At 41.5% G+C, this 25,365-nt stretch carries 20 protein-coding genes; 4 read left to right on the forward strand and 16 right to left on the reverse strand.

Annotation, left to right across the window (positions count from 1 at the left end; translation table 11 throughout):
* Window positions 1-3: 3 nt before the first annotated feature.
* The 3 genes from BUC20_RS04900 to BUC20_RS04910 form a co-directional block, all read right to left on the reverse strand.
* The gene (locus tag BUC20_RS04900; protein WP_073228121.1) at window positions 4-2,022 is read right to left on the reverse strand and encodes a hypothetical protein; all 2,019 of its coding nucleotides are present in this window, start codon (window positions 2,020-2,022) and stop codon (window positions 4-6) included.
* 35 nt (window positions 2,023-2,057) lie between these two features.
* A complete protein-coding gene (locus tag BUC20_RS04905; protein ID WP_073228123.1) occupies window positions 2,058-2,735 on the reverse strand; it encodes a hypothetical protein in 678 nt (225 codons plus the stop codon).
* Between the two features lie 107 nt (window positions 2,736-2,842).
* Window positions 2,843-3,901: a glycoside hydrolase family 18 protein gene (locus BUC20_RS04910; RefSeq protein WP_084528638.1), complete on the reverse strand. Its 1,059-nt coding sequence runs from the start codon at window positions 3,899-3,901 to the stop codon at window positions 2,843-2,845.
* Between the two features lie 605 nt (window positions 3,902-4,506).
* Between BUC20_RS04910 and BUC20_RS04915 the strand changes: the two genes are divergently transcribed.
* Window positions 4,507-5,541, forward strand: a complete 1,035-nt coding sequence (locus BUC20_RS04915) for a LacI family DNA-binding transcriptional regulator (protein ID WP_073228126.1) — start codon at window positions 4,507-4,509, stop codon at window positions 5,539-5,541.
* Here BUC20_RS04915 and uxuA read toward each other — a convergent pair.
* From uxuA to BUC20_RS04950, 7 genes are all read right to left on the reverse strand, one after another.
* Window positions 5,538-6,713 (reverse strand): mannonate dehydratase, encoded by a 1,176-nt coding sequence (gene uxuA, locus BUC20_RS04920; protein WP_073228127.1) that lies wholly within the window; start codon window positions 6,711-6,713, stop codon window positions 5,538-5,540. The two genes, BUC20_RS04915 and uxuA, sit on opposite strands and share 4 nt — an antisense overlap.
* A 4-nt stretch (window positions 6,714-6,717) precedes the next feature.
* Entirely contained in the window at window positions 6,718-7,539 is an 822-nt protein-coding gene (locus BUC20_RS04925; protein ID WP_073228130.1) for an SDR family oxidoreductase, read from the reverse strand.
* Window positions 7,540-7,641: 102 nt separating this feature from the next.
* Complete coding sequence (locus BUC20_RS04930) at window positions 7,642-8,868, reverse strand: purple acid phosphatase family protein (protein ID WP_073228132.1); 1,227 nt, start codon at window positions 8,866-8,868, stop codon at window positions 7,642-7,644.
* A 64-nt stretch (window positions 8,869-8,932) separates the two neighbouring features.
* Window positions 8,933-10,186, reverse strand: a complete 1,254-nt coding sequence (locus BUC20_RS04935) for a sensor histidine kinase (protein ID WP_073228135.1) — start codon at window positions 10,184-10,186, stop codon at window positions 8,933-8,935.
* Window positions 10,183-10,860 carry a response regulator transcription factor gene (locus tag BUC20_RS04940; RefSeq protein WP_073228137.1) on the reverse strand — a complete coding sequence of 226 codons (678 nt, stop codon included), beginning with the start codon at window positions 10,858-10,860 and terminating at the stop codon, window positions 10,183-10,185. The genes BUC20_RS04935 and BUC20_RS04940 overlap by 4 nt, the downstream gene beginning before the upstream one ends.
* Before the next feature lie 64 nt (window positions 10,861-10,924).
* Window positions 10,925-12,883 (reverse strand): LTA synthase family protein, encoded by a 1,959-nt coding sequence (locus tag BUC20_RS04945; protein ID WP_073228140.1) that lies wholly within the window; start codon window positions 12,881-12,883, stop codon window positions 10,925-10,927.
* A gap of 159 nt (window positions 12,884-13,042) precedes the next feature.
* A complete protein-coding gene (locus BUC20_RS04950) occupies window positions 13,043-13,381 on the reverse strand; it encodes a helix-turn-helix domain-containing protein (protein WP_069381434.1) in 339 nt (112 codons plus the stop codon).
* A gap of 85 nt (window positions 13,382-13,466) precedes the next feature.
* On the opposite strand from BUC20_RS04950, the gene BUC20_RS04955 reads away from it, so the two are divergent.
* Window positions 13,467-13,901: a hypothetical protein gene (locus BUC20_RS04955; RefSeq protein ID WP_073228143.1), complete on the forward strand. Its 435-nt coding sequence runs from the start codon at window positions 13,467-13,469 to the stop codon at window positions 13,899-13,901.
* A 159-nt stretch (window positions 13,902-14,060) separates the two neighbouring features.
* Here BUC20_RS04955 and BUC20_RS04960 read toward each other — a convergent pair whose 3' ends face one another.
* Window positions 14,061-15,413, reverse strand: a complete 1,353-nt coding sequence (locus BUC20_RS04960; protein WP_073228146.1) for a Gfo/Idh/MocA family protein — start codon at window positions 15,411-15,413, stop codon at window positions 14,061-14,063.
* A gap of 447 nt (window positions 15,414-15,860) precedes the next feature.
* Between BUC20_RS04960 and BUC20_RS04965 the strand changes: the two genes are divergently transcribed.
* Together BUC20_RS04965 and BUC20_RS04970 are read left to right on the forward strand one after the other, a co-directional pair.
* Window positions 15,861-16,880 (forward strand): LacI family DNA-binding transcriptional regulator, encoded by a 1,020-nt coding sequence (locus BUC20_RS04965; RefSeq protein WP_073228148.1) that lies wholly within the window; start codon window positions 15,861-15,863, stop codon window positions 16,878-16,880.
* Window positions 16,881-16,959: 79 nt separating this feature from the next.
* Window positions 16,960-18,039 (forward strand): phosphotransferase enzyme family protein, encoded by a 1,080-nt coding sequence (locus BUC20_RS04970; RefSeq protein ID WP_073228151.1) that lies wholly within the window; start codon window positions 16,960-16,962, stop codon window positions 18,037-18,039.
* Here the strand turns inward: BUC20_RS04970 and BUC20_RS04975 are convergent.
* From BUC20_RS04975 to BUC20_RS04995, 5 genes are read right to left on the reverse strand one after another with little or no spacing between them, the layout of a single operon-like run.
* Window positions 17,984-19,681 (reverse strand): GMC oxidoreductase, encoded by a 1,698-nt coding sequence (locus tag BUC20_RS04975; protein WP_073228153.1) that lies wholly within the window; start codon window positions 19,679-19,681, stop codon window positions 17,984-17,986. The two genes, BUC20_RS04970 and BUC20_RS04975, sit on opposite strands and share 56 nt — an antisense overlap.
* Before the next feature lie 12 nt (window positions 19,682-19,693).
* On the reverse strand, window positions 19,694-20,191 hold the full coding sequence (locus BUC20_RS04980; RefSeq protein ID WP_073228156.1) for a gluconate 2-dehydrogenase subunit 3 family protein: 498 nt from the start codon (window positions 20,189-20,191) through the stop codon (window positions 19,694-19,696).
* A 19-nt stretch (window positions 20,192-20,210) separates the two neighbouring features.
* Window positions 20,211-22,868 (reverse strand): TonB-dependent receptor domain-containing protein, encoded by a 2,658-nt coding sequence (locus BUC20_RS04985; RefSeq protein ID WP_159441055.1) that lies wholly within the window; start codon window positions 22,866-22,868, stop codon window positions 20,211-20,213.
* A gap of 50 nt (window positions 22,869-22,918) precedes the next feature.
* Window positions 22,919-24,115, reverse strand: a complete 1,197-nt coding sequence (locus BUC20_RS04990; RefSeq protein ID WP_073228160.1) for an SGNH/GDSL hydrolase family protein — start codon at window positions 24,113-24,115, stop codon at window positions 22,919-22,921.
* A gap of 48 nt (window positions 24,116-24,163) precedes the next feature.
* A complete protein-coding gene (locus BUC20_RS04995; protein ID WP_073228163.1) occupies window positions 24,164-25,360 on the reverse strand; it encodes a hypothetical protein in 1,197 nt (398 codons plus the stop codon).
* Window positions 25,361-25,365: the final 5 nt, after the last annotated feature.

Genomic DNA, 25,365 nt, shown 5'->3' on the forward strand with positions numbered 1-25,365 from the left:
AAACTATTTCAGGCTCTCCATCACAGAGAACAGGTATTTCAATGAGTTTTTCTGATCTGCAGGGGTATCCATGCTGATTTCTCCGGAGAAGGTATTGCTGTTCATTGGATAAGATTTCATATAAATATCACCCAAGGCATTTAAGGTCTTATTTGCTTTCTCCACTTTAGACGGACTGCCAAGCTCTTCCGCAGGGATTTTTCCAGCCAGTCTTTTCGGACTAAAGTAAGCGGCATAATTGTTTCCTAATAACGCAGTTTTATGTCTGCCTGAAACCTTAGCCTGGTAAGTATTGCTTACGATCTGCTCCATTTCAGTACCATTGGTACCTATGAAAATGATCCCATCTTTAATCGCAAAGTACAGGGCAAGCGGGCTTTTAGGAATGCTCAGTTCATAATAACTGTTTTTGCTTTTTACCACTTCCTTTTTTACACCGTAAGTGATTAATTTATTAAGCAGGCGGGTATCTTCCGTAGAGATCATTGCAAGAAAATCTGGCAATGTCTCTTTTTTGGTTTTCATCACTTCAGTAGTTTCAAAGTTTTCTTCATTGTAATCGTAAGATTTATAAGAAACTTCTTTTTGTGATAAGCCATTGAAAACAAACATGACATCACCTTTGACCACTTTGCTGATGGCTTCTTCATCTATAACTAAAGAGAAAAGGTCTGTTGCCATTCCAATTTCGTCCGCATACATTGATCCGTAGATTTGAGAAACCAGTTTAGGGTATTCCTGCAAATAAGCTTTGGTATCTATTGCATAAGCCATATAGCCAATCAATTTGTCTTCATTTACATATTTCAAAAATGTTTTGTTCAGTTTTCTCTGCTGTATTTTTCTCAATACGCTGCCCATTTCATTACCGAAGGTCATGGCAGAACTGATGCGGATAGATTTTTCTTCCAGATACAATTTTGCATTAGCTGATCCATATCCGCTTAGGAAATTGAAACCTTTAAAATAAGGGGTTGCCGGCATATAAGCATTAGCCAGTTTCTCTACACCTGCAAGCCAGATCGTTGCTTCTGCTTTCGGATCTGTATTTTTAACAAAGTCTGCATTCTTTAAGATAGAACCCTGGTTTGTACCTGCAAAAGCCTCATCCAGTATTTTGGTGCTCCAGCGTGCTACGATTGATTTTTGTATGATTTTATCTTTGTAATATGGAGAGTCCTGATACTCTACAGAAGAGTAAGCACTGTCGGCTACTGCAACTGCCGCATCTGCTGCTGCATCAGCGGTTGCATACTCCACCATTGGTTCTTCAACAGGTACCGTTCTTACTACCGGTTTCTTTCTGTTGGATTTTTTAGCTGTCTTCTTTCCTTTACCTTTAGTTTTTTTAGACTTCGACTGGTAGCTGCTCTTCTTTTTTGACCTGACTTTTTGTTTAGGTTCCTCTACTGCGGGCTCAACATTAGTCACATCCATCGTAGCATCCGTTACCGTAGCTGTAGAATCGACTGATACTGCCTCCTGTGGAAGTTCAAGAACTGACATTCCGAAACGTTGACGGATCTCCGGGCGATCGAAATAAGCACTTCTTCCATCTGCCAGTACCATCAGAAACATTTCATCATCCCAACGTGCAATTTTAGTAGAGTCGGCATTGAAAAAAGTTCTTTGCTTCCCATTGGTGATGATTTTCTTCCCTGATTCGCCAAACAATTTGTCTAGCTGAGCGGCATTTTTTACCGGGGCAAGAAAGCAGTTATAACTGACACTATCATTCGTTTGGTTGTAATAATAAAATGAAGAAGCAAGGTTAAAGCCAAAATCTTCCACACTCGCGTAGTTGCTCTTGTTTTGTTCTTCTTTCAGTTTCTTAAACATTTCTTTTCCAAAAAAAGTGCTGTTGAATTCCTCTACAGACATCAGTTCAAGGAAGTTGTTCCCTTTGATGGTGGCTACCGCCATGGCATCAGCAGGGATTTTGCGGACAAGGTCCTGTGCATTTACTGACAATGTACCCAGAAGAAAAGCTCCGGTTATTGCAGATTTAAAAAAGTAATTCATGAGGATATTGATAATTTAGATAGATATAAGCTGTTTTATTTAGATAGGATAATTTTGTTGGAAATATTGGTTTTGCCATTGATCAGGCCCATCATTCCAGTGTTGAGCATCACTGCTTTTTTTGTTTTGGATATTTTGGCCAATGGATTTGAGCTGCTGCTTACCGGTTTTTCAAAGCGGTAAATGCTGGTATAACTCGCCTCCTTAAATACGTTTTTAACTTCGGGTTTCAGCTTGTTGTATTCGAGCAATGCTTCTTTTGTATGGGCATAGCTCCTTTGAAAGGTATTTGTTTCCGGGCTAAAAGTATATGAAGAATTACTGACCGCTTTAATCTTCATTTTTTTCAGCACATTCTGATTTACATTATTGATGTTGGAAATATTTTTGAACGCAAAGCTCACGCTTGCAATATAGTTTTCCAGGTCTACTGTTTTTTTGACATTGCTGATTCCGGGCGAATTTCTCAGATAGGCAACCACCTCATCCATTTCCTTCTGAATCTTTTGTTTTGAGGGGACTTTGTAGCCGTTTACGCTATCCAAGAGCATAATCGAAGCCACTTTCGTTTTACTTGCACTCAGATTTACAGTTAAATTCACGGTCCCTGAGCCATTGGCAGCGACATTAATTTCTTCTATAATCTGAAAGCAGGAAGAAAAAACACTGGCCAATAGTATTAATATAAAGTACCTCAAATTTCTCTTTATCATGTGCGCGTCGACAATATTAAATATATATAATGTCGCAAAGATATAATTTAGTCCTTTATATTTAGGATCAAAATGCGTTAAGGTCGTATCAGTAGTCCTTTTGTATACTATTTCAGCGATTTAACGATCTCGTTCAGCAGGTATTCCTTTGGATCTGAAGCATATTCCCAAAACATTACCCCCGCCATTCCCTGATTGGTCACATATTTACACTTTTCTCTTACAGACCATTCATCATCATAGGTAATCAGGGTTTTGGTTGTTGCGTTAAAAAGATAAGAGGCTTTTGCATCCTGATCTTTAAATTCCCGGAATCCTTGTTTATTGATCAGACTATCCTTGATTTTGCTGAAACCACTGCCAAATTCGCCCGTTACATAACCCGCACCCAGGCCTGTGGTTGTGCCTTCTGCTACTTTAGAATTCCTGCCATAAAAGGCAATTCCCATCACCAGCTTTGAGGCGGGTACCCCTGCAGCGATATAAGCGCTGATGGCTTTATCCGCAGAGTTTACTGTTGGATAGATCTTTGAAGGATACAGGTTGGTATGATGTCCGGCGATTTTTCCGGAATAGAAATCATAGGTCATCAGGTTGATATAGTCCAGGTAAGTGGCTGCTTTATCCATTTCTGTATGGTTCAGAAACTCTGCAAAACCACCCACGGCTGTAGTCAGCAATTTCTTCGCCCCGCTTTCTTTTTCCAGGACATCGAGTTCTTTTCTTAAGGCTTCAAACATGAGGGTAAAATTCTGTTTGTCTTCCGGTCTGAACACATTGCCCTCTTCTCCTGCCTGAGCAGGATATTCCCAGTCGATGTCTACGCCATCCAAATGATACTTTCTGATGATGTCTACCGCAGTTGAAGCAAATTCAGCTCTTGAGCTTTCTGTAAGTACAGCGTCGGAGAAGTTCTCACTCCATGCCCATCCTCCTATCGAAATCAAAATCTTTAAAGCAGGGTTTTTCTTTTTGAGGAGTAAAAGTTTGCGAAAATTAACGGTATCTGTTTTTTCATTGGTCAGGAATGCGCGGCTGCCCTTCACATCTACAAAAGCATAATTGATATGGGTAAGTTTCTCTGCAGCAATCACATCTGTATTAACAAGACCTCTGAACCCACCTACATAGCCGATAACGACCTTCTGAGGGGCTTCTTTTTTCATAGATCCAAATAGGACCACCAATAAAAATAAAAGCAATGTTCTTTTCATCATCATAAAATCAGCGTTAATTTCGTTTCCATTAAAGATATAAAAGATTTTGGGGAAATGAAAGCTTTTGATGTTTTGTACAACCCTCGTACACACTGGGTATACGCTCCATACACGCTTCGCTATTGAGAGGTAGTTGGAAGGTTATTGAGAGGTATCTGAAAGGTTAAATAACTACGGAACTACCTCTCAGATATCTTCCAGGTACCTTCCAATTACCTTCCAACCCCGGAGCTGCGGAGCCAACGTCCACGAGCATTACTACCATAAGTTTACACAAACTGAATAGATATGTAAAGTCAAAATGTAATACTATTACATCAGACAGCCCTGCATTAAATATACGTATCTGACCTTACAAAAAATGGAGGGTAACGGGAATTTATGCTGACAATGACAATTGAATTAAACGGATAAAGCTTTACGTTTGAAAAGCAGAGATACGGATTCAACCTTACCAGAATGCCTGTCTGTAATTAAAGATTTACTGAAATATCAAAAAACATTGCCCTTATCTCCCCTAATAATTGCAATTTAGACCTCAAAATGAAACCGGCATGAACAACAGTATCACTTTAAAGGATATTGCGAAAGCGCTCCATCTATCTACTTCCACGATATCCAAAGCCCTGAACGATAGTTACGAAATTGGCGAGGAGACCAAGAAAAAGGTAATGGCTTATGCCAAAGAGCATCACTATGTGCCCAACCGGATGGCGAAGGGATTAAAGCAAGGCAGAAGCAGGTCCATTGGTGTGATCGTTTGCTCCCTTGATAATAATGTGATTGCGCAGATGCTGGATGGAATTGATAAGATCAGCACGGGCAAATCTTATCAGATCATCATCATGCAAAGTAAGGAATCGTTGCAGCAGGAAATTGCCTGTATCGATTTGTTATATGCAGGAGGAATCGACGGCCTGCTCATTTCACCTGCCTGTGAAACGATTGATTTCAGTTACCTCAAAGCGCTGCAGGCATCGGGTTTGCCTGTCGTTCTTTTTGACCGGCTAACGGATCAGATGGATACCCATAAAGTTGGTGCTGATAATTTTAAAGGTGCCTATGATGCCACGATGCACTTGATTAAAAACGGATACCAGCGCATTGCGCACTTAAATACGAACACCAATCTGAGCATTTCCATTGATCGTCTGAATGGATATAAAGCTGCGCTTTCTGATCAGAAAATTGAGTTCAGAGCAGATTACCTGAGGTCCTGCGACTATACCGATACCAACAGGCTTAATGCAGATCTGGAAGAAGCCATAAAATTCTATATGTCTTTGCCGGAGCCTCCTGATGCCATTTTTACTGCTACAGATCAGATCACGACCAGGTGTGTGACCTTATTGAACAAGCTGGGGCATCATATTCCGAAAGATGTTGCGGTGATTGGATTTACCAATACAGAACTGGCCGATGCAATGAACCCTGCTTTGAGTACCATACATCAGCCAGCTTTTGAGATCGGTCAGCTTGCAGCTGCCAAACTGATTTCTTTAATTGAGCAGAAGGGTCCTGCAGAAGAGTTTGAAACCATTAAACTGGCCACCAATATCCTCGTCAGGGCTTCCTCTCAAAAAAACTAATAATTTCCGGTGATGCCCAATTCCAGTCCACGGAGTTCTGCCAGTCCGCGTAAGCGTCCAATTGCCGAATAACCCGGGTTTGTCTGTTTATTGAGGTCGTCCAGCATTTGATGACCATGGTCTGGACGGAAAGGAATGGGGTTTCCCCTCAGTGCATTTTCCTTTACGATGGCTTTCATCACCTCATACATATTTACATCACCACCAAGATGATCTGCTTCATAGAAGTTTCCTTCTTCGTCTTTGGTCACATTTCTAAGGTGTAGGAAATGAACACGCCCTTTTACAGCTTCAAAAATTTCAGGCAGGTTATTGTCCATGCCTGCCCCCAGAGAACCGGTACAAAAACAGATGCCATTAAATTCCTGGTTTACACTGTTGATGATGTGCAGCAGATCAGCTTTGGTGCTCGCAATTCTCGGAAGACCCAATATCGGATAAGGCGGATCATCAGGGTGAATGGTCATTTTGATCCCTTCTTCTTCACAGACTCCGGAAATCCCATTTAAAAACCAGATCAGGTTCTCTTTTAGTCCGGCTGTACCGATGGTTTTATATTCATCGATGCTGTTGCGCAAGGCTTCCAGTTCGATTTCTTTTTCATTTGGAATGCCCATCAGCACATTGATCCTGAGCAGATCCAATTCCGAAGGCGTTAATCCGGCATAACGTTGTTCGGCTTTAATGCGGATCTTTTCGTCGTAATCTGCCGCTGCTCCTGCTCTTTTTAAGATGAAAAGGTCAAACACAGCGAGGTCTGTCCAGTTAAAGTAAAGTGCTTTTGAACCATCTGTCATGGTCAGGTCCAGCTGCGTCCGTGTCCAGTCCAGCACCGGCATGAAATTGTAGCATACCGTTTTAATTCCGCAGGAAGCGAGGTTCTTAAGACTGGCCTTGTAGTTTTCTATATACTGATCTGCATCAGCTCTGCGGGTTTTAATGGCTTCATGAACAGGTACACTTTCCACTACTGCCCAGGTTAATCCGGCAGCTTCAATAATCGATTTGCGTTCCTGAATATCGGCCAATGGCCATACTTCCCCATGTGGGATATGATGCAATGCAGTAACGATTCCTGTTGCCCCTGCCTGCTTAACATCCTGCAGACTCACCGGATCAGATGGCCCGTACCAGCGCCAGGTCTGTAGTAATTTATGATTTTTGTTATCCATTGTTTTATACGCCGCTATAGGCATTAAATCCACCATCAACTAATATTGTTTCTCCGTTTACGAAGGCTGAAGCATCGCTAAGCAAATAAATCAGTGTGCCATTGAGTTCTTCCGGATTCCCCAGTCTGCCGAAGGGGGTATGGTTCACGAAACGCTGTGCACGATCCGTATAAGAACCATCGGCATTCGTCAGTAGCGAACGGTTTTGTTCCGTTAAAAAGACACCAGGTGCCAGTGCATTCACCCGGACCCGGTCGCCATAACGTTGTGCAAGCTCTACCGCCATCCATTTGGTATATCCTTCTATCGCTGTTTTCCCCATTGTATACCCCAAAACCCTTGTTAAAGGTCTCTGTGCAGCCAGGGAAGAGATGTTAACGATAGATCCTTTTCCCTTTTCTGCGATGACCCTTCCAAAGACATGAGTTGGGAGTACCGTGCCGAAAAGGTTAAGTTCGACCGCTTTTTGGGTATCTGCGATATTGATGTCAAAAATATTCTGATCCGGGGCAATGGTAGCACCGGGAATATTTCCTCCGGCAGCATTTACAAGACCATCAATCGTTCCCCATGCATTTAAAATTTGTGTTCTTGCTGCAATCAGGGATTCTTCATTCAACACATCAGTGATTACCGCAATGGCTTCGCCCCCATTTACAGTGATGGCTTTTACCCTTTCATTTGCTTTTTCTTCGTTTCTGCCTAAAATGGCCACTTTAGCTCCGGCAGCAGCCACTGCCAATGCAAATGACTCTCCCAGTACACCAGTAGCTCCGGTGATTACAATCACCTTATTTTCTAATGAAAACAGATCTTTGCCATTCATAATTTAAGTTTATATAGGTTAAATACTTCATTCAATGTTAATGAAATTTAGCCTCGTATAACCACGAATCTCCTTAAATATTTACGATAACGTTTGCGTTTTTTATCTGCTGAGCTCGTAGTTGCCCACTTCCTGTCCATTATCGGCAAGCATACTCAGGTGGAGCTTCCGTTCATTGGCTTTCAGCTTGATCAAAGTCCGCTTTCCATCTTTCGGGCCTCCCCCGATGATGATTGGAAACTGATGTCCTTCTTCTGGCGGATGAACTTTATAGGTATGGGTATGTCCGCAGATCATGAGGTCAATTTTATATTTATTAAACAAAGGTCCAAAGACCTCCCTGCAATGCAGGGTTCCATGTCCATCACCAGAATGGTAATGAGGGATGTGCATGATCACCACTTTAAACTTCGCTTTTTTATACGCTTTACTTTTCAGCTGCGTTTCCAGCCAGATGGCCTGCTTTTTTCGGTAGGTATCAAAATCTATCAGCCCTGCGTAAACCGGATGGTTGTCTTCTTTGTCTTCGCCGGTATCCAGGGCGATAAAGTGGACTGGTCCTCTGGTAAAACTGAAATACTGTCCTCCATCTAAATTATGAAAATAAGCAGGTAGCTGGCGGGCAAACTTACCTCTGGTCTCGTGATTGCCACGGACATACATAAAAGGTTTAGTACTGGCGAAAGCAGTTGTACAAGGATTGATCATATTTTTGATGATCTGATTCTCATCAGTTTGATAATCAAAAATATCCCCGTTAAAGAAGACAAAATCGTAAGGATCATTTCCATTTAAAGCCATCAGCTGAGGGATGCTCTGTGGCCGGTCATGAATGTCATTCATGATCAGTAAAGATACTTCGGCAGGATTTAACGCAAGTGTGGTAAATTCATAAGTACTGCTCTCAATGGTCTCTCCATAAGTAATCTTATAGGGCTCATAGCTTAGGATCTCTTTGGCGTATACCTTATAAGTATATATGGTTCCTGGTTTTAGTTCCTGCAGGCTGACCTTGTGCAGGCGGTCATTTGCATCCACCATCCCATCGGTAACGGCATGTGCTTTTTTCGTTGTTCCTCCTTTTTCCTGATATTCGACCCAGCTGTAAGCATCCCTGGCGGTGATCCACATAATGGTCATGCCATCCGTTCCGGGATGCTGCAGGTAAGGTTGGGTGAGAAAGGTGTGGCCTTCGGCAGGGAGCGAATCTTTTGATTCCGGTACGGTGCTGTCTGCCAGAGTTGCGAGTGGTGAGATCGCAAGTCCGAGGATACTTGTTTTGGAAACCAATCCAATAAAGTCCCTGCGTTTAAATTTTTCCTGGTTCATATTTGTGGTTGAAATGAACCTGCAAATAAAGCTTTTAGCCTACGTAATTACAAAGATTAAATGATTAAAAAACGATGATAAAAGAATGTTTTTCATTTTCATACTTATAGCTCAGTTTAAAACCATATAAATTGCAAATTTGCCGCGAAATGGCCAGTCCGAGGCCCATTCCTTCTGAGCTGGCGTTTTTGTTAAAGCGTTCAAATGTTCTGCTTTCGTCAAGCGCAGTGGCGGGGCTGGTATTGCTGAAGACCAGTTGATCTGGCCTTAACTCCACATCGATATGGCCTGATTTCAAATTATGCCGGATGGCATTGCTCAAAAGGTTATTCAATAACATATCTGCCAGATACTTGCTCATGGAAACTTCTTTCTCCTGAAGGTTCAGCTGGATACTGATCCCGCTGGACTGGAGCAATTCCATGAATTGCCTTGCCTTTTGGTTCAGCATTTCTTTCAAATCTATCGGCTCCTCGTTTTTGATCAGGTTGTTTTCAATTTTTGCCAATAGCAGTAAAGAATGACTTAGGCGCGATAAGCGGCCTACTGCCAGGTAAATGTCTTCAATGAGTTCCCCCTGTTTATCGCTGAAACCTTCTGTTTGCAATAAGGTATCGAGCTTTGAATTGATCACGGCAAGTGGGGTCATCATTTCATGCGAAGCATTGTCTGTAAAGGATTTCAGTTCTTTATAGTCCTCCTTAACCCGTTGCGACATGGATGAAACCGCCTGATTAAGTTCCCTAAATTCATCGATTTTAGTAAACTCGGCATTGATCTCATTTTTACCTGTTAGATTAAAGGTCTTTATCTGATCCAGGATATTGTAAAATGGTCTCCATAAACTACTTAATAAGAACCGGTTAATCAAAAACAGGATCAGCAGTAGAAAGGCAATAATAACCAGGGTGATGAGGAAAATAAGTTTAACCAGCCCTTCTGCTTCTACCCTGGATTTAATGATGGTCACTTCGAAATCCTGTCCATTGACCTTGATGTAGGTAAGCAGACTTCTGCCGGGTTCATTTTCATTTTCCTTCTCATTCAGGTAGACACAATTGCTAAAGCTCCTTCCGCTCGTATCCTCCTTTTTGACCAGTCGGTAAGCCACCTTCTGATCATGAAAGTCTGCGGGAAGTGGCAGTTTATGATAGGTTTTGACATAGGCATTGATCTCATTTTCTTCAATTCTAAGATCTCTGTCCAGTTTTTCTGTTAATATAAAGTGGATGGCGATATAGTATATTACCCCTGTGAGGAGCAGCACGATCAAAGAGACAAAGAGGTTGACTCTGTTGTATTGACTGGCCAGTTTCATATGTTTTCGAACTTATATCCTACCCCATACATTGATTTGATATAATCTTTACATCCTGCTTCCATTAATTTTTTCCTCAGGTTTTTGATGTGTGTATAAATGAAGTCAAAATCATCCGAGAGGTCAATTTCATCTCCCCAAAGGTGCTCTGCGATGGCATTTTTTGTCACGACCTTGCGTTGATTGGCAATGAAATAAACCAGCAGGTCAAATTCCTTTTTGGTCAGGTTCAGCAAACGCTCATTTACATTGACTTTCATTGCTTGTGTATCAATACTGATCTCATTAAAAACAATGGTGTTATTGCCATCAAAGCTTTTTCTGCGGACAATTGCAGTGACTCTTGCCTGGAGTTCTGAAAGGTGAAAGGGTTTCACCAGATAGTCATCTGCGCCCAGATTAAGGCCATCTACTTTATCATCCAGCGAATGCCGGGCAGAGATGATCAATACCCCGTCTTTCTTATTCATTTTTTTTAATGCCTTCAGGATTTCCATTCCTTCTCCACCGGGAAGACTGAGGTCCAGCAAGATACAATCATAGTTGTAAATGTTGATCTTTTCCATGGCAACAGGAAAATCACAGGCAACTTCACAGATATTTCCTTCTGCATTGAAATAAGCAAGTATACTTTCCCGAAGTGACTGTTCATCTTCAATTAATAGTAATTTCATCGGACAAAGGTTTCTGTATGCGTTTCAAGTTAATAATTATTTATGGATGTAAGCCAGCATTTATTTATTGGTGTAAACCACCATTCTTAAAAAGATCGTAAGCGGTCTGATAATTGGCAATGGCTTCCTTTACCACACCCCCTGAAAAGAGCCGGGGTACCTGCTCATTTTGTTTCTTATGATAGATAAACGTATTTACTTTTTTCTGAGGGCCAAGAATAACCAGACTATCTTTTTTCAGGTAAGCCAATTTTTGGTAAGTTCCCAGCAATATCCGGGGGACATAATCCGGGGCCAGGACATTCTTTCCATAAAAGTTACTTTCGTAAGTCCAGCCAAACAGGTTAAATAAGGTTGGATAAAGGTCTATCTGGGAGCACACTTTACTAACCTCTACTTTTCTGGAACCCGGCAAATTTAAAACCAGACAAGGAATATGGTATTTACTGATGTCAATTTCATTCTTACCAGCGCTACTGGCACAATGGTCTGCAACGATAATGATGACCGTGTTTTTAAACCAGGCTTTAGTATTCATCTGTCGGATAAACTGACCAATTGCGTAATCGGTATACCTTAAAGCACCAGATCTTCCGGTACCTGAGGGTATGTTTATTTTGCCCTTAGGATAGGTAAATGGACGGTGGTTAGAAGTGGTCATGACGAAGCTATAAAATGGTTTCCCATTTTTAAACTGTTCATCACTGCCCCTGATGACCGCACTGTATAAATCTTCATCACTAATCCCCCAGGCATTCTCAAAATGCACCTCAGGATCTGTGATGATGGTTCTTTTAGTCAGATAGTGATCTCCGGCCATTACCCTTCTTCCTCTATCTGTGATGTTATAGCCGTTACTGCCAAAGTATTGATTCATATTGTCGAAATAGCCATCCCCACCGTAATAGAAAGTACGGTCATATCCCGCTTTTTCAAAAATGTTCCCAATGGTGGTCAAACTGCCATTGTCAGGACGGCGGACGATGCTACTTCCCGGTGTGGGCGGAATGCCCAGGGACAAGGCTTCCATTCCCCGGACGGTTCTGGTTCCGGTGGCATACATATTGGTAAACAACAGATTTGAGGAGGCCAGGGAGTCCAATACCGGTGTTAAATTTTCCTTATTTCCGAAATGCGACATAAAATCAGCACTGAGGCTTTCTACAGTGATCATGATCACATTGGGTTTATAAGAAGTTCCTGTCCCGGTAATGTTTCTTTTGATGCTTCTGCTATTGCTCAGGTAGCTGCTGTTTTTTTCCTTCAATTGAGACCTGATCAGGCGATAAGCTTCGGGCTCACTCAATTGCTGATAAAAATGATTGTAGTTGAGTTCATTATTTTTAAAGGCTGAGAAAATCGAATATATGCCTGCTTTGGACAGTTCATCATGGTACCTGTTTTCTCCCTGTTCTGCCCAGGAATTGTTCACAAACAATCCAAAAAAAAGTGCCAAAAGGACGATGGTACCGGAAATCATCCCCCTGATTTTTATAGACGTATCTGATTGAAAAAGGGCTTGAAAAACACCCATTTTTATCAGAAGCCAAAGCACAAAAATGCTCATCAGTAAAACACCACCAATGAGTAATGGCAGTGGATAAGATTCATTAATATTATGGATCACTTCATAGGTATAGACCAGATAATCGACCGCAATAAAGTTAAAACGGCTATCAAATTCCTGCCAGAAAGTAAGCTCTGCGAAGAAGGAAAACACAGCAATAATTACCATGAACAGCAAGCCGGTATAGCTCATGAAAATATTAAGCCAGGACTTGATAAAGCGCTGTGGCAGAATAAATAAATACAAAGAATAAAACAGTGTAAGAAAGGCGGATACACCAAGGTCATAACACAAACCCTGTAAGAAAATCCGGGCAAGGGAAAGGAAGGAAAAATCTGTTTTTCCTAATGTAGCTGTCACCAGTCCGAGACGAATCAGGAACGACGCGGCTATAAAGACAGCTACAAAAGAAAAAAGCACACTGTACCTCGTTTTGAACAAAAATAATGAGTTCATAAGACCATATCTGATATCGTCAAATGTACTTCTGCATTCTGAAGTAAAACTGAAGTTGAACAGTGCTTTCTACCTAATTTAAAGGCGAAAGACCGGAATTACCAGAGGCTTAACATTTTTCAAAAAATGAAAGGCCTCTGGTGCCCCGGGTGTTAAAGATTAAGCAATTTTGTTGCGCTGATCTTCCTTATCATATAAGTCGATCAGTTTACTTTGCAAACGGATTACAGAACTTTCCAACTGACTGATTTTTTCTTTCAGTTGTTCAATAATCTGAATGTGTTCACTTACTCCTTCTTCCCCAACATCGAGAAACTCTCTTAAACTTAATCCATGAACTTCTGCGATCTGATTGATGCGGCTAAAGTTTGGATCAGTAATACTCGTCTCTAATTTTGAGTACGCTGGAATAGAAATGTCCAGCAGATCGGCCATCGCTTTTTGGTTGACCCCTTTTTTTTGTCTTAAAATTCTAAATTTCTCCCCTAATGTTTTCATAATGAATATTATTATTTTTAATAACCCCTAATTGAAATAAATTTAAGAAATATTAAATATAATATTATCATATTATTACAAAATTTTGAAAAAAATAATCAAAGCTGACTTTTTAGCCCTCAGATTTAGGGTAAAAAAGGGCAAAAAAAAGACGTTAAATCACCTACAATTTAGCGTCTTTTTTGGCCTTGATCCGGCAATAGGAAACGTTTTTTCGGTTTTCCCTCATGTCACCACTTTCGCCCATAATCGACTGTTTATGAGCGAAATAAAAGGCGATTATTTTTTAGTTTGCCTTAATATAAAGGCCCCTAACATCAGTGCAACCGCCAATCCCGAAAGCCCTGGAAAAAGGATGAATAAATATAAAACTCCAGCAACCAGGACTAAAGCGACAATAAATAAAAAACCTTGTAAAAAAGTCTCCATTTTGAAGGCTGCCACGAGTGCAAACACTAAAAAGGTTATAGCAAGTACGGTTAAAAACATATGCAAAGATGCATTTCCTATGTTAAGTTAACGTTAAGAAATGCGAATTGGCTCTTTTTTTTATAAAAAAATAACAGAATAAATGTTAAAAATTACAGAAATCTAAATGGGAAAGTCAAGGCTTGGCTTCCACAAAAAAGACCAGCATGAAACATGCTGGTCTTTTTTGTGGAAGCTTTGTATCCGTAGCTTAATAATCGTCGTTTAAGGCGAAGATTGGTTTCCTGGTCATCCAGTTTCCGCTGGTAAAATCAGGGAAGTCTATGGTTTCATTTCCAAGTTCTATAGATTGCTCACTTAACGGCGTGATGGCGCTCCATGCTGCAGCATCATATACATCTAAAGGAGTAGGTTCATTTCTTTTGGCTGCTTCGATAAAGGCGTGGATCACGAAGAAGTCCATCCCACCATGACCCGCACCCTGCGCATCATTGCCATATTTTTTCCAAAGCGGGTGGTCATATTTATCCAGCCATTCTTTTGCAGGATCCCATGCATGCGGTTTACTCACACCTTCTACATAGATACTTTTATTGACGTCCATCCACAGGCCTTTGGTTCCCTGAACCCTGAAACCTAATGAATATGGTCTTGGTAAATTGGTATCGTGTTGTAAAATGATCGTTTCTCCGTTTGCACAGTCGATGGTAGTGGTCACGATGTCTCCCAAACGGAAGTTCACTTTCGCATTTGGATGACTTTCCCCACCTTTCTCTACGATATAGTTATGTAGTCCTCTTGATTTAGTAGCAAATGAGTTTAGCTTTAAAAACTTGTTGCCACGGTTGATGTTCACACATTGCGCAACCGGGCCGATTCCATGAGTCGGGTATAAATCACCGTTACGGTGTACAGAGTGATTCGTTCTCCATTTGGCCTCAGAGAATCCTTTTTCATTAAATTCCACGCCACCACCATAAGGTTTTACGCCATCGTTGAATTTAACCTCCCTAAGGTCATGCTGATAACCGCCCTGAAGGTGCAGCATTTCTCCAAATACGCCCTGACGTACCATATTTAAAGCAGCCAAAACATCTCTTCTGTAACAAACGTTCTCCAACATCATCACATGTCCGTTGTTTTTCTCTGCTGCCTGTACCACATCCCAATGGTCCTGAAGGGTAATTCCCAACATCACTTCCGTAGCTACATATTTAATTCCTGCTTCCAGAGATTTGATGATCATCGGTTTGTGTAATTCCCATGGGGTTGCAATAACGATTGCTTTTAAACCTTTTGTTTCCAGTAGTTTCTTCCAGGCATTCTCATCACCTGTATAGATTTTAGGCATTGGCTTACCACTTTTTGCGATCAGAGCTTTTGCTGAATTCAGCATTCTTTCTTCTACATCGCAGATCGCCACCAATTCCACATCATCCCTTTTCAATAAAAGATCAAGATGATTCTGGCCTCTCAATCCAACACCAATCATGGCTACTTTTATCTTCTCCGCTTTAGTACCGGCAAAAATAGATTGCTCAGGTAAAACAGTCAGGGCTGCGGCAGTGATGCCACTACTTCTCACAAATTGTCTTCTGTTCATAACTTATTTAGTTCATTATATATGTTCGGTTCAAATTAATCCTGCTCCGGGTATCCACAGGGTGATTAATCGAATACAAGGTATATACTATAATAGTAACCCCACAACCTAAGCCTAAAAAAAAACACGCAAACGTTTGATATTTTATGCGCTTTCCCTGTTTTTAAAACATCCCAAACAAAAAAAAACTGATTTAAGAGAATTGTAACAATTATATGATCATTTTTAAACCAAATACCTGCATCATTTAGAAAAACAGCAATAATCGGGAAGCAAAAACACGTTTTTTATCTTCAAAATATCGCCTGAAATTTAAATTCAGGCTTTTATTTTCAAGCAAACGTTTGCGCACATTTTTGTACATTAGGAAGCCATTATGACCGATATAAGAATTGTTTTTTAAAATTATTCAAGGTTATTGAAAGTTTATTCTAATATTTGAATATCATGTCTGATAAACCTACCACGATTAAAGAAATAGCCAAAATACTTAAGATCTCGGTTTCCACCGTTTCAAGGGCTTTAAATGACCATTCCAGTATCGGCTTAACAACAAAGATGAGGGTTAAAAAGCTCGCTATGGAGTTAAATTACGAGCCAAATCAAAAGGCCATTCAGTTCTTACAGGGCAAGTCTCATATAATAGGTGTGATTTTACCGGAGTTATCTGAGTCATTTTTCTCTACTGCAATCAGTGGTATTGAGGATGTGGCTTACAAAAGAAACTATACGGTTTTACTTGCCCAGTCGCATGATGATGCCGATCGGGAGAAACTGCTCGTTGAAAAGATGAAAACCCAACGGGTAGATGGTTTATTGGTTTCTGTTTCCAAAACCACCAGCACCTATGAGCATTTTGAAGTTTTCAAGAAGCTGAACATTCCCGTGGTATTTTTTGACCGCATCCCTCCTATTAAAGACATTCACTATGTGGCCTCTAACCTGGAAAACGGAACCTATGAAGCCGTTAATTTCCTATTGAAAAAGGGACACCGTACCATAGGAATGATCAATGGTCCTACCACATTGGTGGCCAGCCATGAACGGAAAGAAGGCTACATAAAGGCCATGATATCCAACCGTTTAAAGTTTGACCCCTCCTTAATCGTGAGCTGCGACCTCTCGGAAGATGGTACCATTGATGTGATGAACACCATGCTGAACCATAGGCGTAAACCTACTGCAATCGTTACCTTTAATGATTATGTGGCTTTATTTGCCATGCGTTATACCCGTTCCCTGGAGCTGGAAGGCATAGATTTTGTCAGCTATGCGAACCTTCCGATTATCAACTATATGGATTACACCCCGATTGCTTCGGTAGAGCAGTTTCCATACAAGCAAGGTAAGAAAGCAGCCGACATTTTAATCGACCTGATCAACAGGCCAAAAAACGAAACCGGAACGGAACAGGCTTATTTTAACGTAGTTGTAGAATCCGAGCTGATCGTCCCAACCCCTAAATAATTTTGCGCAAACGTTTGCTCAATGGTTTAATGACTTAAATAATTACGTTTGAATTCTGTAACCAATTCTGATAAGACGCATGTTTGAAAATATTTTACCATTGTATGGCCTGAATTCTGAAGAGACGACTGTTAACCTGTTTGGCGATGGCCTGATTAACCATACATGGAAAGTAACTGCGGGTAAGCAGAGTTATATTCTGCAAAAGGTGAATACAGATGTATTCAAAAATCCTGAAAACATCGATAAAAACCTTTGTTTATTAAAGGATTTCCTCAGTAAGAAAGATCCTGATTATCTGTTTGTATCGCCGGTTAGCGCATTATCAGGAGAATCGCTGCTCCATACTCCTGACGGTCATTTCCGCTTATCTCCATTTGTGGAAGGTTCCCTTTCGTTGAATGCCTTAACAAAAAAAGAAGAAGCTTATGAAGCAGCAAAGCAATTCGGAAAGTTTTCCAGCCTGCTGGCAGATTTTGATGCAGAGAAACTAAACATTACCATTCCTGATTTCCATAACCTGAGCTTAAGGTACGAACAGTTCAAAACGGCCTGTGCAAATGCCAATCCGGAAAGAATGGAGAAAGCCAAAGTATATGTAAATTTCATCAATGATCACCATGACCTGGTAGATACTTACCTGAGCATTGTAGCCAATAAAGAAGTGCCACTAAGGGTCATCCATCATGATACCAAAATCAGCAACGTCCTGTTCGATAAAGATTACAAAGGTATTTGTGTAATCGACCTGGATACCGTAATGCCTGGTTATTTCATCAGCGATGTGGGTGATATGATGCGTACCTATTTATGTGCAGCCACTGAAGAAGAAACCGATCTGAGTAAAATCAGCATCAGAAAAGAATTCTTTAAGGCAGTATACGATGGTTATATGTCAGAAATGAAAGAGGTGCTGACCAATACTGAAAAGCAATACTTTACCTATGCCGGAAAGTTCATTATTTATATGCAGGCCATTCGCTTCCTGGCGGATTACCTTCAGAATGATGTGTATTACGGAGCGAAGTATGAAGACCATAATTTTAACAGGGCCATCAATCAGATCACCCTGTTAAAAGAATATATTAAAATCGAAAAAGAGCTTACAGCTCCCCTTTCTTCATCGACTGTACCGCATAGTCAACCGCACGGGCAGTAAGTGCCATATATGTTAATGATGGGTTTTGTGTAGATGTAGAAGTCATACAAGCCCCATCAGTAACAAATACATTTTTACAATCATGCATCTGATTCCATTTATTTAATACGGAAGTTTTAGGATCATGCCCCATTCTTGCACCCCCCATTTCGTGGATGTCCAGACCTGGTGCCTGTGAACCATCATTGGGCTTAATGTTTTTGAATCCTGCAGCTGTAAACATCTCTGTCATCTGCTCCAGGTAATCTTTCTTCATTTTAGCATCGTTGTCGTCATAATCCACAGAAATACGCAATTGCGGAATTCCCCATTCATCCTTTTTGTGCTTATCCAGCTTTACGTAGTTACTCGCTTTAGGGATGGTTTCGCCCATCATGTGTGAACCGACCTGCCATGGGCCAAGATTTTTATTAAGCAGTTGTGCTTTCAAATCTGCTCCCATACCTGAGGTATCCTTTTCCGGACTTCTGTAGGCAGAAAAACCAGCCGCATATCCTCTCTTGAAATTGGTTTCCTGTTTTAAAAGGTTCCTGAAGCGGGGAATATAACCGCCATCAGAAGGGTTCCTGCCATCGGTAGTAAACTCTTTTAAGCCATCATATTCTGCACTGATCCGGGCACTGTAGTTATGAAAAGCCACATATTTACCCAATACCCCACTGTCATTTCCCAATCCGTTCGGAAAACGGGAAGAAGTAGAGTTGAGCAGAATCAGATTGGTATTGATGGCAGCCGCGTTTACAAAAATCACACGTGCAAAATACTCGGTCACCTCTTTAGTATTGGTATCCACGACCCTTACTCCCGAAGCCCTTCCCAGCTTTTCATCATAGATGACAGATTCGACTACAGAAAAAGGTTTCAAGGTCAGGTTTCCTGTTTTTGCTGCCCATGGTAAAGTAGAGGCATTGCTACTGAAATAACCACCAAACGGACAGCCCCGCTGACAAAGATTCCTGTTCTGGCATTTGCCCCTTCCCTGGTCAAAATGAATCTGTCGGGGTTGCGATAAATGTGCACATCGCGAGCTGATGACATGCCTTCCGCTGTATTTTTCGTTTAAAGTTTTCTTGAAATAATCTTCCACCGCATTTAAAGGGAATGCAGGTAAAAAGTCGCCATCAGGCAATTGTGCCAGACCATCTTTATTACCGGAAATTCCCGCAAATTTTTCTACGTAACTGTACCAGGAATCCAGGTCTTTATGCCTGATCGGCCAGTCGACCGCAAAATCATCCCGCAGTGGTCCTTCAAAATCAAGGTCGCTCCAGCGCTGTGTCTGCCTGGCCCATAGTAAAGATTTCCCACCTACCTGATAGCCACGGATCCAGTCGAACGGCTTTTCCTGCACATAGGGATGTTCTTTGTCTTTTACAAAAAAATGCATGGCATCTTCCCGGAAAGCATAACATTTACTCACCACCGGATTTTCCTTGCGGATGGCCAGTGTCAGTTCCCCACGGTGTTCAAATTCGTAAGGATATTTATTGGTTGTCGGGTAATCGATCAGGTGTTTTACATCCCTTCCCCGTTCCAGAACGAGGGTTTTTAAGCCTTTTTCTGTAAATTCTTTGGCAGCCCATCCACCACTAATGCCAGAGCCAATGACGATGGCATCATAAGTATGTTGTTTGTTTGACATGTTCTTTTTTACTTAAGTGGTTTTAACAGGGAAATAACCATTGTACCTTCCGGGAACCAGTTCCCAGATCAGGAGCTTACTCATTACATATTTGGAATTCAGGTAGCCACCGATAGTACGTGATTTCATGATGGAATAGAAATCGCCAATTTCTTTTGACAAGCCCGGCTTTTCGTTATTGGCGGCCATGACCTGCTCCTTTAAGGCATTGCCTTCCAATCCTTCAAAAGATTTCAGGCCTTTCATAAATTGCTCCTGATCTTTTGTATCGTAACAATCGTCCAGCATCTTCAATACAAAAAGATGAAGGTTCAGGTCTTTTGCGCCGGAAGTATCCGTTTTGGGAATGATCAGCTCCGCAATTTCTGCCAGTAGTTTTTCCTGTGTGGCAGAAATATCGAGGTGTTGTAATTGAATGGAAACTTTGCCTTCTTCCCTGAGGCAGGAAGGCAGCAGGGCCATTCCGCCTGCAAATATTAATACTTGTTTTATCGCTAAACGTCTGTTCATCGGTTCATGGTGTGTGCTGCTAATGTAATCCAAAATCCTGAAGTCTCATAGAAAAACCAAGCAGGAAAAACCTGGTTACCCCATCCGTACGACTTTCCGTGACGGCATTATCAGAGAAAGTTCTGTTCAGACCATTTCCCTGGTTAAGGAGATCATTGACCGCAAATGTCAGCATTCCTGATTTATTTTTAAAGAGTGTTTTTTCTATTCCTGCATTGATCAGTAAAGGATTGTTGGCTGCAATGGAATACCCGGTATTGATTCTTTTAGAACCTGTGAAGTTCAGGGTCCAGGATTTGGTAAGGATATATCTGGAATAGATGTTAAACATCCAGGTCTCTACATTTCTCCTCTGGCCGGCGCTGCTTAAGGAATAGGTATTGGCATTCAATCCATAACTGGCTTGTGCACTCATACTCAGCTTCTCTGTGTTTGCTGAAAAGCTCAGCTGCTGGTCAAAATTAAATCTCTTGCTAAAGCTTTTCTTATCATCTGTAAACAGCACATCGTTTGCCCTGTTCAGGTTTCCGCTCAGGGTCAGCGCAAATTTGTTTTTTGAAAAAGGATAGGATAAGGAATAAGAAGTACCTATATTATAGTTCCCGTTGGCATTGACATACCGTGTTTCCTGTTTAAGGCTGTTTAAGCTATCTCCAACAAGGACTACATTGGCGACAACCTGATTCTGGATAAGGCTGGTGTTCAGTCCGATCTGAAAAGAAAGGCCTCCTTCAGGATCGAAAAGACGGTAATCCACATTCGCATTATGGTTGAAAGAAGTCTTGAGGTTTGGGTTTCCAATGATCACATTCTGCAAATCCCTGGTGTCTGCTACAGGTTGTAATTGCTGGAAATCAGGGGCATTGCTGGCTCCGTTATAGTTTCCGCTGAGTGATTGCGATGGTGATATCATATAATTCAGGTTGCCTGAGGGGGAGAAGTTCAGGGTATTCTGACTGATTTTATCTGTGCGCCCTTCGTAACTTCCTTTCAGGGAACTTGGCTGTAAAGAGATTCCCGCAGTATAGTTTAAGCGCTTTGAGCCGTACCTGTAACTCAGCCTGAAATTGTTGTTGAGGAAATTAGAATGATAGACATTACTTAGTGAATCGACAAAACTGATTTGCCCGTTCTGATCTTTTACCCTCGTCTGCAGGCTATTGTTGTTCGACGACAGCGAGAAGGCATAATTAAAATCGATATTTTTTGTGCTCACCGTATCATCAGCGCGATTCAAGGGTTCACTATAAGTCACACTGGCATTCCATTGACCATTGGAGCTCTTGTTGTCAACCAAACGGTTTAATGGTGTTTCCTTAAGGAAAGCTCCGGTCTTCTGATCGTAATAGCCTATTTTGTTCATCATGTCCTGATCACTTTTCGATTTTCCAAAAGCGCCGGAAAAGTTTACATATATGGTTCTTCCTCTTTTTGCAAAGCTCTTTCCCCATCCAAAATTAGCATTCAGGTTTGGGTTAGATTGATTCGAGAGACTGCTGTTGTAGAGGTCCTGACGGATGGCTCCCTTTTGAATGTTTTGAGAACTGCTGGTCGACTTGCCATCGGAAAAACTTCCGTTTAAGGAGGCGGTCAGGTATTCTTTATCATAATTCCCCTGTAGGTTGAGGTCGAAATTATGCCCGTTAGAATTGGTATTGGAGCTGTTTTCATTGGTAGTGTACAGTGTACCCAATTGGTTAACCCGCTCTATATAATTAAACTGACTGCTTTCATTCAGGTTATTGTTAAAAGCATAATTTGCAGATCCTACCGTTCTTTTGGTGATGTGGTCCCGGTAATTCCCCGAGGTATAAAGTGCCCTCGTAGATCCGGCGCTGTTATTGGCATTGTTGAGGTTGGCACTGGCTCCTATCTGCCTGTCGTCTTTCCATATGTTTCCCGAGCTCTGAAAACCATATCGTTTATTCGTTCCCCCATCTATACCTGCATTCCCAAAAGTCCCTCTGTTTCTTCCCGGTTTTGTAACGAGGTTGAGGATCTTCTTGGGTTGTCCCATTTTTATGCCGGTGAGCTTTGCTTCCTCCCCATAATCATCGATCACCTGCAGATGAGAAAACATTTCTGCCGGAAGCTGTTTGATAAACTCTTTTACATTACCAGTAAAGAAATCCTTCCCATTGACCCTTATTTTAGTCATCTCTTTCCCCATGGAGGTCACCTTACCTTTCTCGTCCACTTCAATGCCTGGCAACTGTTTCAGCAATTGGTCCACATGATCGCCTTCGCGCACTTTATAAGCAGCGGCATTGTATTCCAGTGTATCCTTTTTAACTTTCATCGCGACAACCTTGCCTTCAATGATTACCTCTTTCAGTAGTTGGGTATCCGGCATCAAAATGATAGGTTTCAGAGAAAGGATGTTTTCTCCGGTTTTAAAAGAATGGGTACTGGATGTTGTACGATAACCAATACTTCTGACGAGCAGGGAAAAATCTGAAGATGAAGAATTCAGGTTCTCAAATGAAAACTTACCATCGGCATCAGAATTGATGCTCAGGGTATCTTTACCGGCAATCATCCGGACATTTGCTCCAGGAATACCTTGTTTACTTTTATCAGTAACACTTCCCGTCAGCTTACGCTTGACCTGGGCCGTTAGTATCAGACTGGGAAATAGCAAAACAATAAAAAAGAAAATCCTCCCAGTAATACTCAACTTAATTTCAATTTTGACCTGAAAGGCGCTAATATAGATAAAAGCTCTGGTTAGTTGATCAAAAAATGAGCAATACGACAAGCATTCCCCTTACTTTTTTCGTTTTTATTCTCGCTGATCCTCAGCTTTAAAACATGGTCACCGTCGGTAAGGTTGCTGCCAAATAAAACATACCAGGGTAAATGCAGGGACTTGCTCCATCTGGTATATAAATCCAGTTCTTTTTCAGGGCCATTGTCAATAGCATACCGCACTTTTCCGGCATCAGCGCCGGATACCACCGACATACCTACAGCACTACCTTTAAAGCGCAGTGTAAGCGTTGCACCAGGTTTGGTTGCCTCGAGCATGGGAACATGAACAAAGCCTTTACGGGTGTTCAATCCATCCTCTGGAAACCAGTCGTTATTTAAAGTCCAACCGGCCGAATAGACAGCGGATGTGATGTCACCATAGCGCCCCTGCTGAAAGCTTCCTTTATTCATTGGTTCAGGTAGTTCCCTTTTTTTGAGATTCCTTCCGGATTTAAGCCCATCGAAACTATCAGACAACAGTCTTCTGATGGCCTCTGCATAAATCCCTTGTCCAAAGGGAGAAGGATGCAGGTCTTTAAAGTCTTTCTCCCAGCTAAACTCCTGGTTGTTCATCCGATCCCTTACCGCCTTAGCCAGATTGATGGAGGGCAATCCATAATGACCAGCGATGAGCTCATGGTTAAATACAGAAACGGGTACTTTTCCTTTGTTATAAGTTTCGGTTTTATCCGGGTCAGCAAAGGACATCAAAATAATGTCCATATCAGGCTGATGCGACCTTGCATTTCTAACGATCCCTTCCAATGCCCTCAACTGAACGAGGCTATCCGTTCCGTTGACCTCGTCGTTCACCGCGGCTTCCAGAAACAGCAGATCCACCTTTCCGGAGTCCAGGACATCCTGTTTCAGGCGGAACGCATGCGGCAGGCTACCCAAAGATGGAATGCCTGCGGCAATAAAATGAAAGGCGGTTTTGGGAAAACGGCGTTGTAAGGTGATGCAAACCGAGTCTCTCCATCCCGGTGCATTGGTGATTGAGCCACCAAGAAAGGCTACGGTTGCTGTTTTTTGTTGTTCAAATGCCCGGAAGGCATTTCCAAGTCCTTTTCGGGTGCTGATATAATTACGGTCATCAAGTCGGGCGCCTTGTCCATTAGTATAACTAACGAAACAGAGCAACAGGAAGGAAAAAACAAGCAGTATCTTGGTCATATAAACAGGAATAACCCAATTAATTTAAGGCATTTAAATATACTTATTTTAATGATTAGGATCGTATTGATAGACGATCTGGTAAGGTGTGTTTCTCAGCTTTGCGGAGATCACACCAATTGGGAGGTCCTCCTTTTGAGGGGTGGGTTCACAAACAGAATAGAGTTTCCCTTTATATACGATGGCATCGCCAATAGGTTTGTCAAACTGAACGGCCATGGTAATATGTGTAGGGTACAGCATGGCAATCATGGGCAGGTTGTAAATCTCTTTGACCAGGTAAAAGAATAAGGCTACACGGTCATCACAATCACTGTGGGTTGCGAACAAAGTCTCTTCCGGAGAAAGGCGTTTTTCTCCGCCAAAATTCTGTTCATCATCTTCATATAAGAAAGCATATCTGGTAAAACGCATCAGATAGTCCACTCCTTTCTTCTGGTTCATTCCTGAGACATTCTTTCTGAGTAACGGGATCAATGATCCATACGTTTCTTTGCTGAGCGGAATGTTAAAATAAGTTTCGAAATCTACGCCCGGATAATTGGCAAATATGGCTTCTACATCTCTGTTGAGCTTAATATTGAAATGGTAAGCTTTATGCTTGTAGACAAACTCCAGTTTCTTTTCGAAGTAATTGTCTGGTTTAAAATCAGGCATTTTGGTCACTTTATAAGAAAAAGGATTTGTTGCAGCGGCTACGTTAATGGTAATTGGAATAGGTGGATCCAGATTCAGGTCTGCTTTTGGATAGTCATGGTAATTCAGGCACATAAATTTCTTTTGGTCTACCATAAAGAAAGGGATATCAGTAATGTCCTCGTCATTAAAGATGTAGAAGATGATCTTGTCTTTACTGAGCGCCAGGCGGGCATCATAACCTGATTTTGCCAGAAAGAACCATTTATATAAGGTATAACGGCTATAGTTGTCTTTTTTAGGACTGATTTGCTGAGCGGTTTTACGAATCAGCTGATAATACAACCAATCGTTCAGTTCGTATTTTTTGCGGTAAGCCAGCAGGGAATCGATGATGGGCTGGTAATCTCCGGAATTTAAATGCTGATAGGCTGATTTTATAGATTCCTGGGAGAGTTCCGGTGCCGCTACGAGAACCGAAGTGTCCACTTCTGCGTTAAATACTCCTTCGTAAAATTCAAAAGAAATCCATTGTTTACCCTGACCCTGTACATTCGTCAAAGTAAGCATCAGAAATAGCGTCCCGAAAATTTTGAAAAGACGGTCCATAAGAA

Source organism: Pedobacter caeni (assembly GCF_900129215.1).
GTDB lineage: Bacteria > Bacteroidota > Bacteroidia > Sphingobacteriales > Sphingobacteriaceae > Pedobacter > Pedobacter caeni.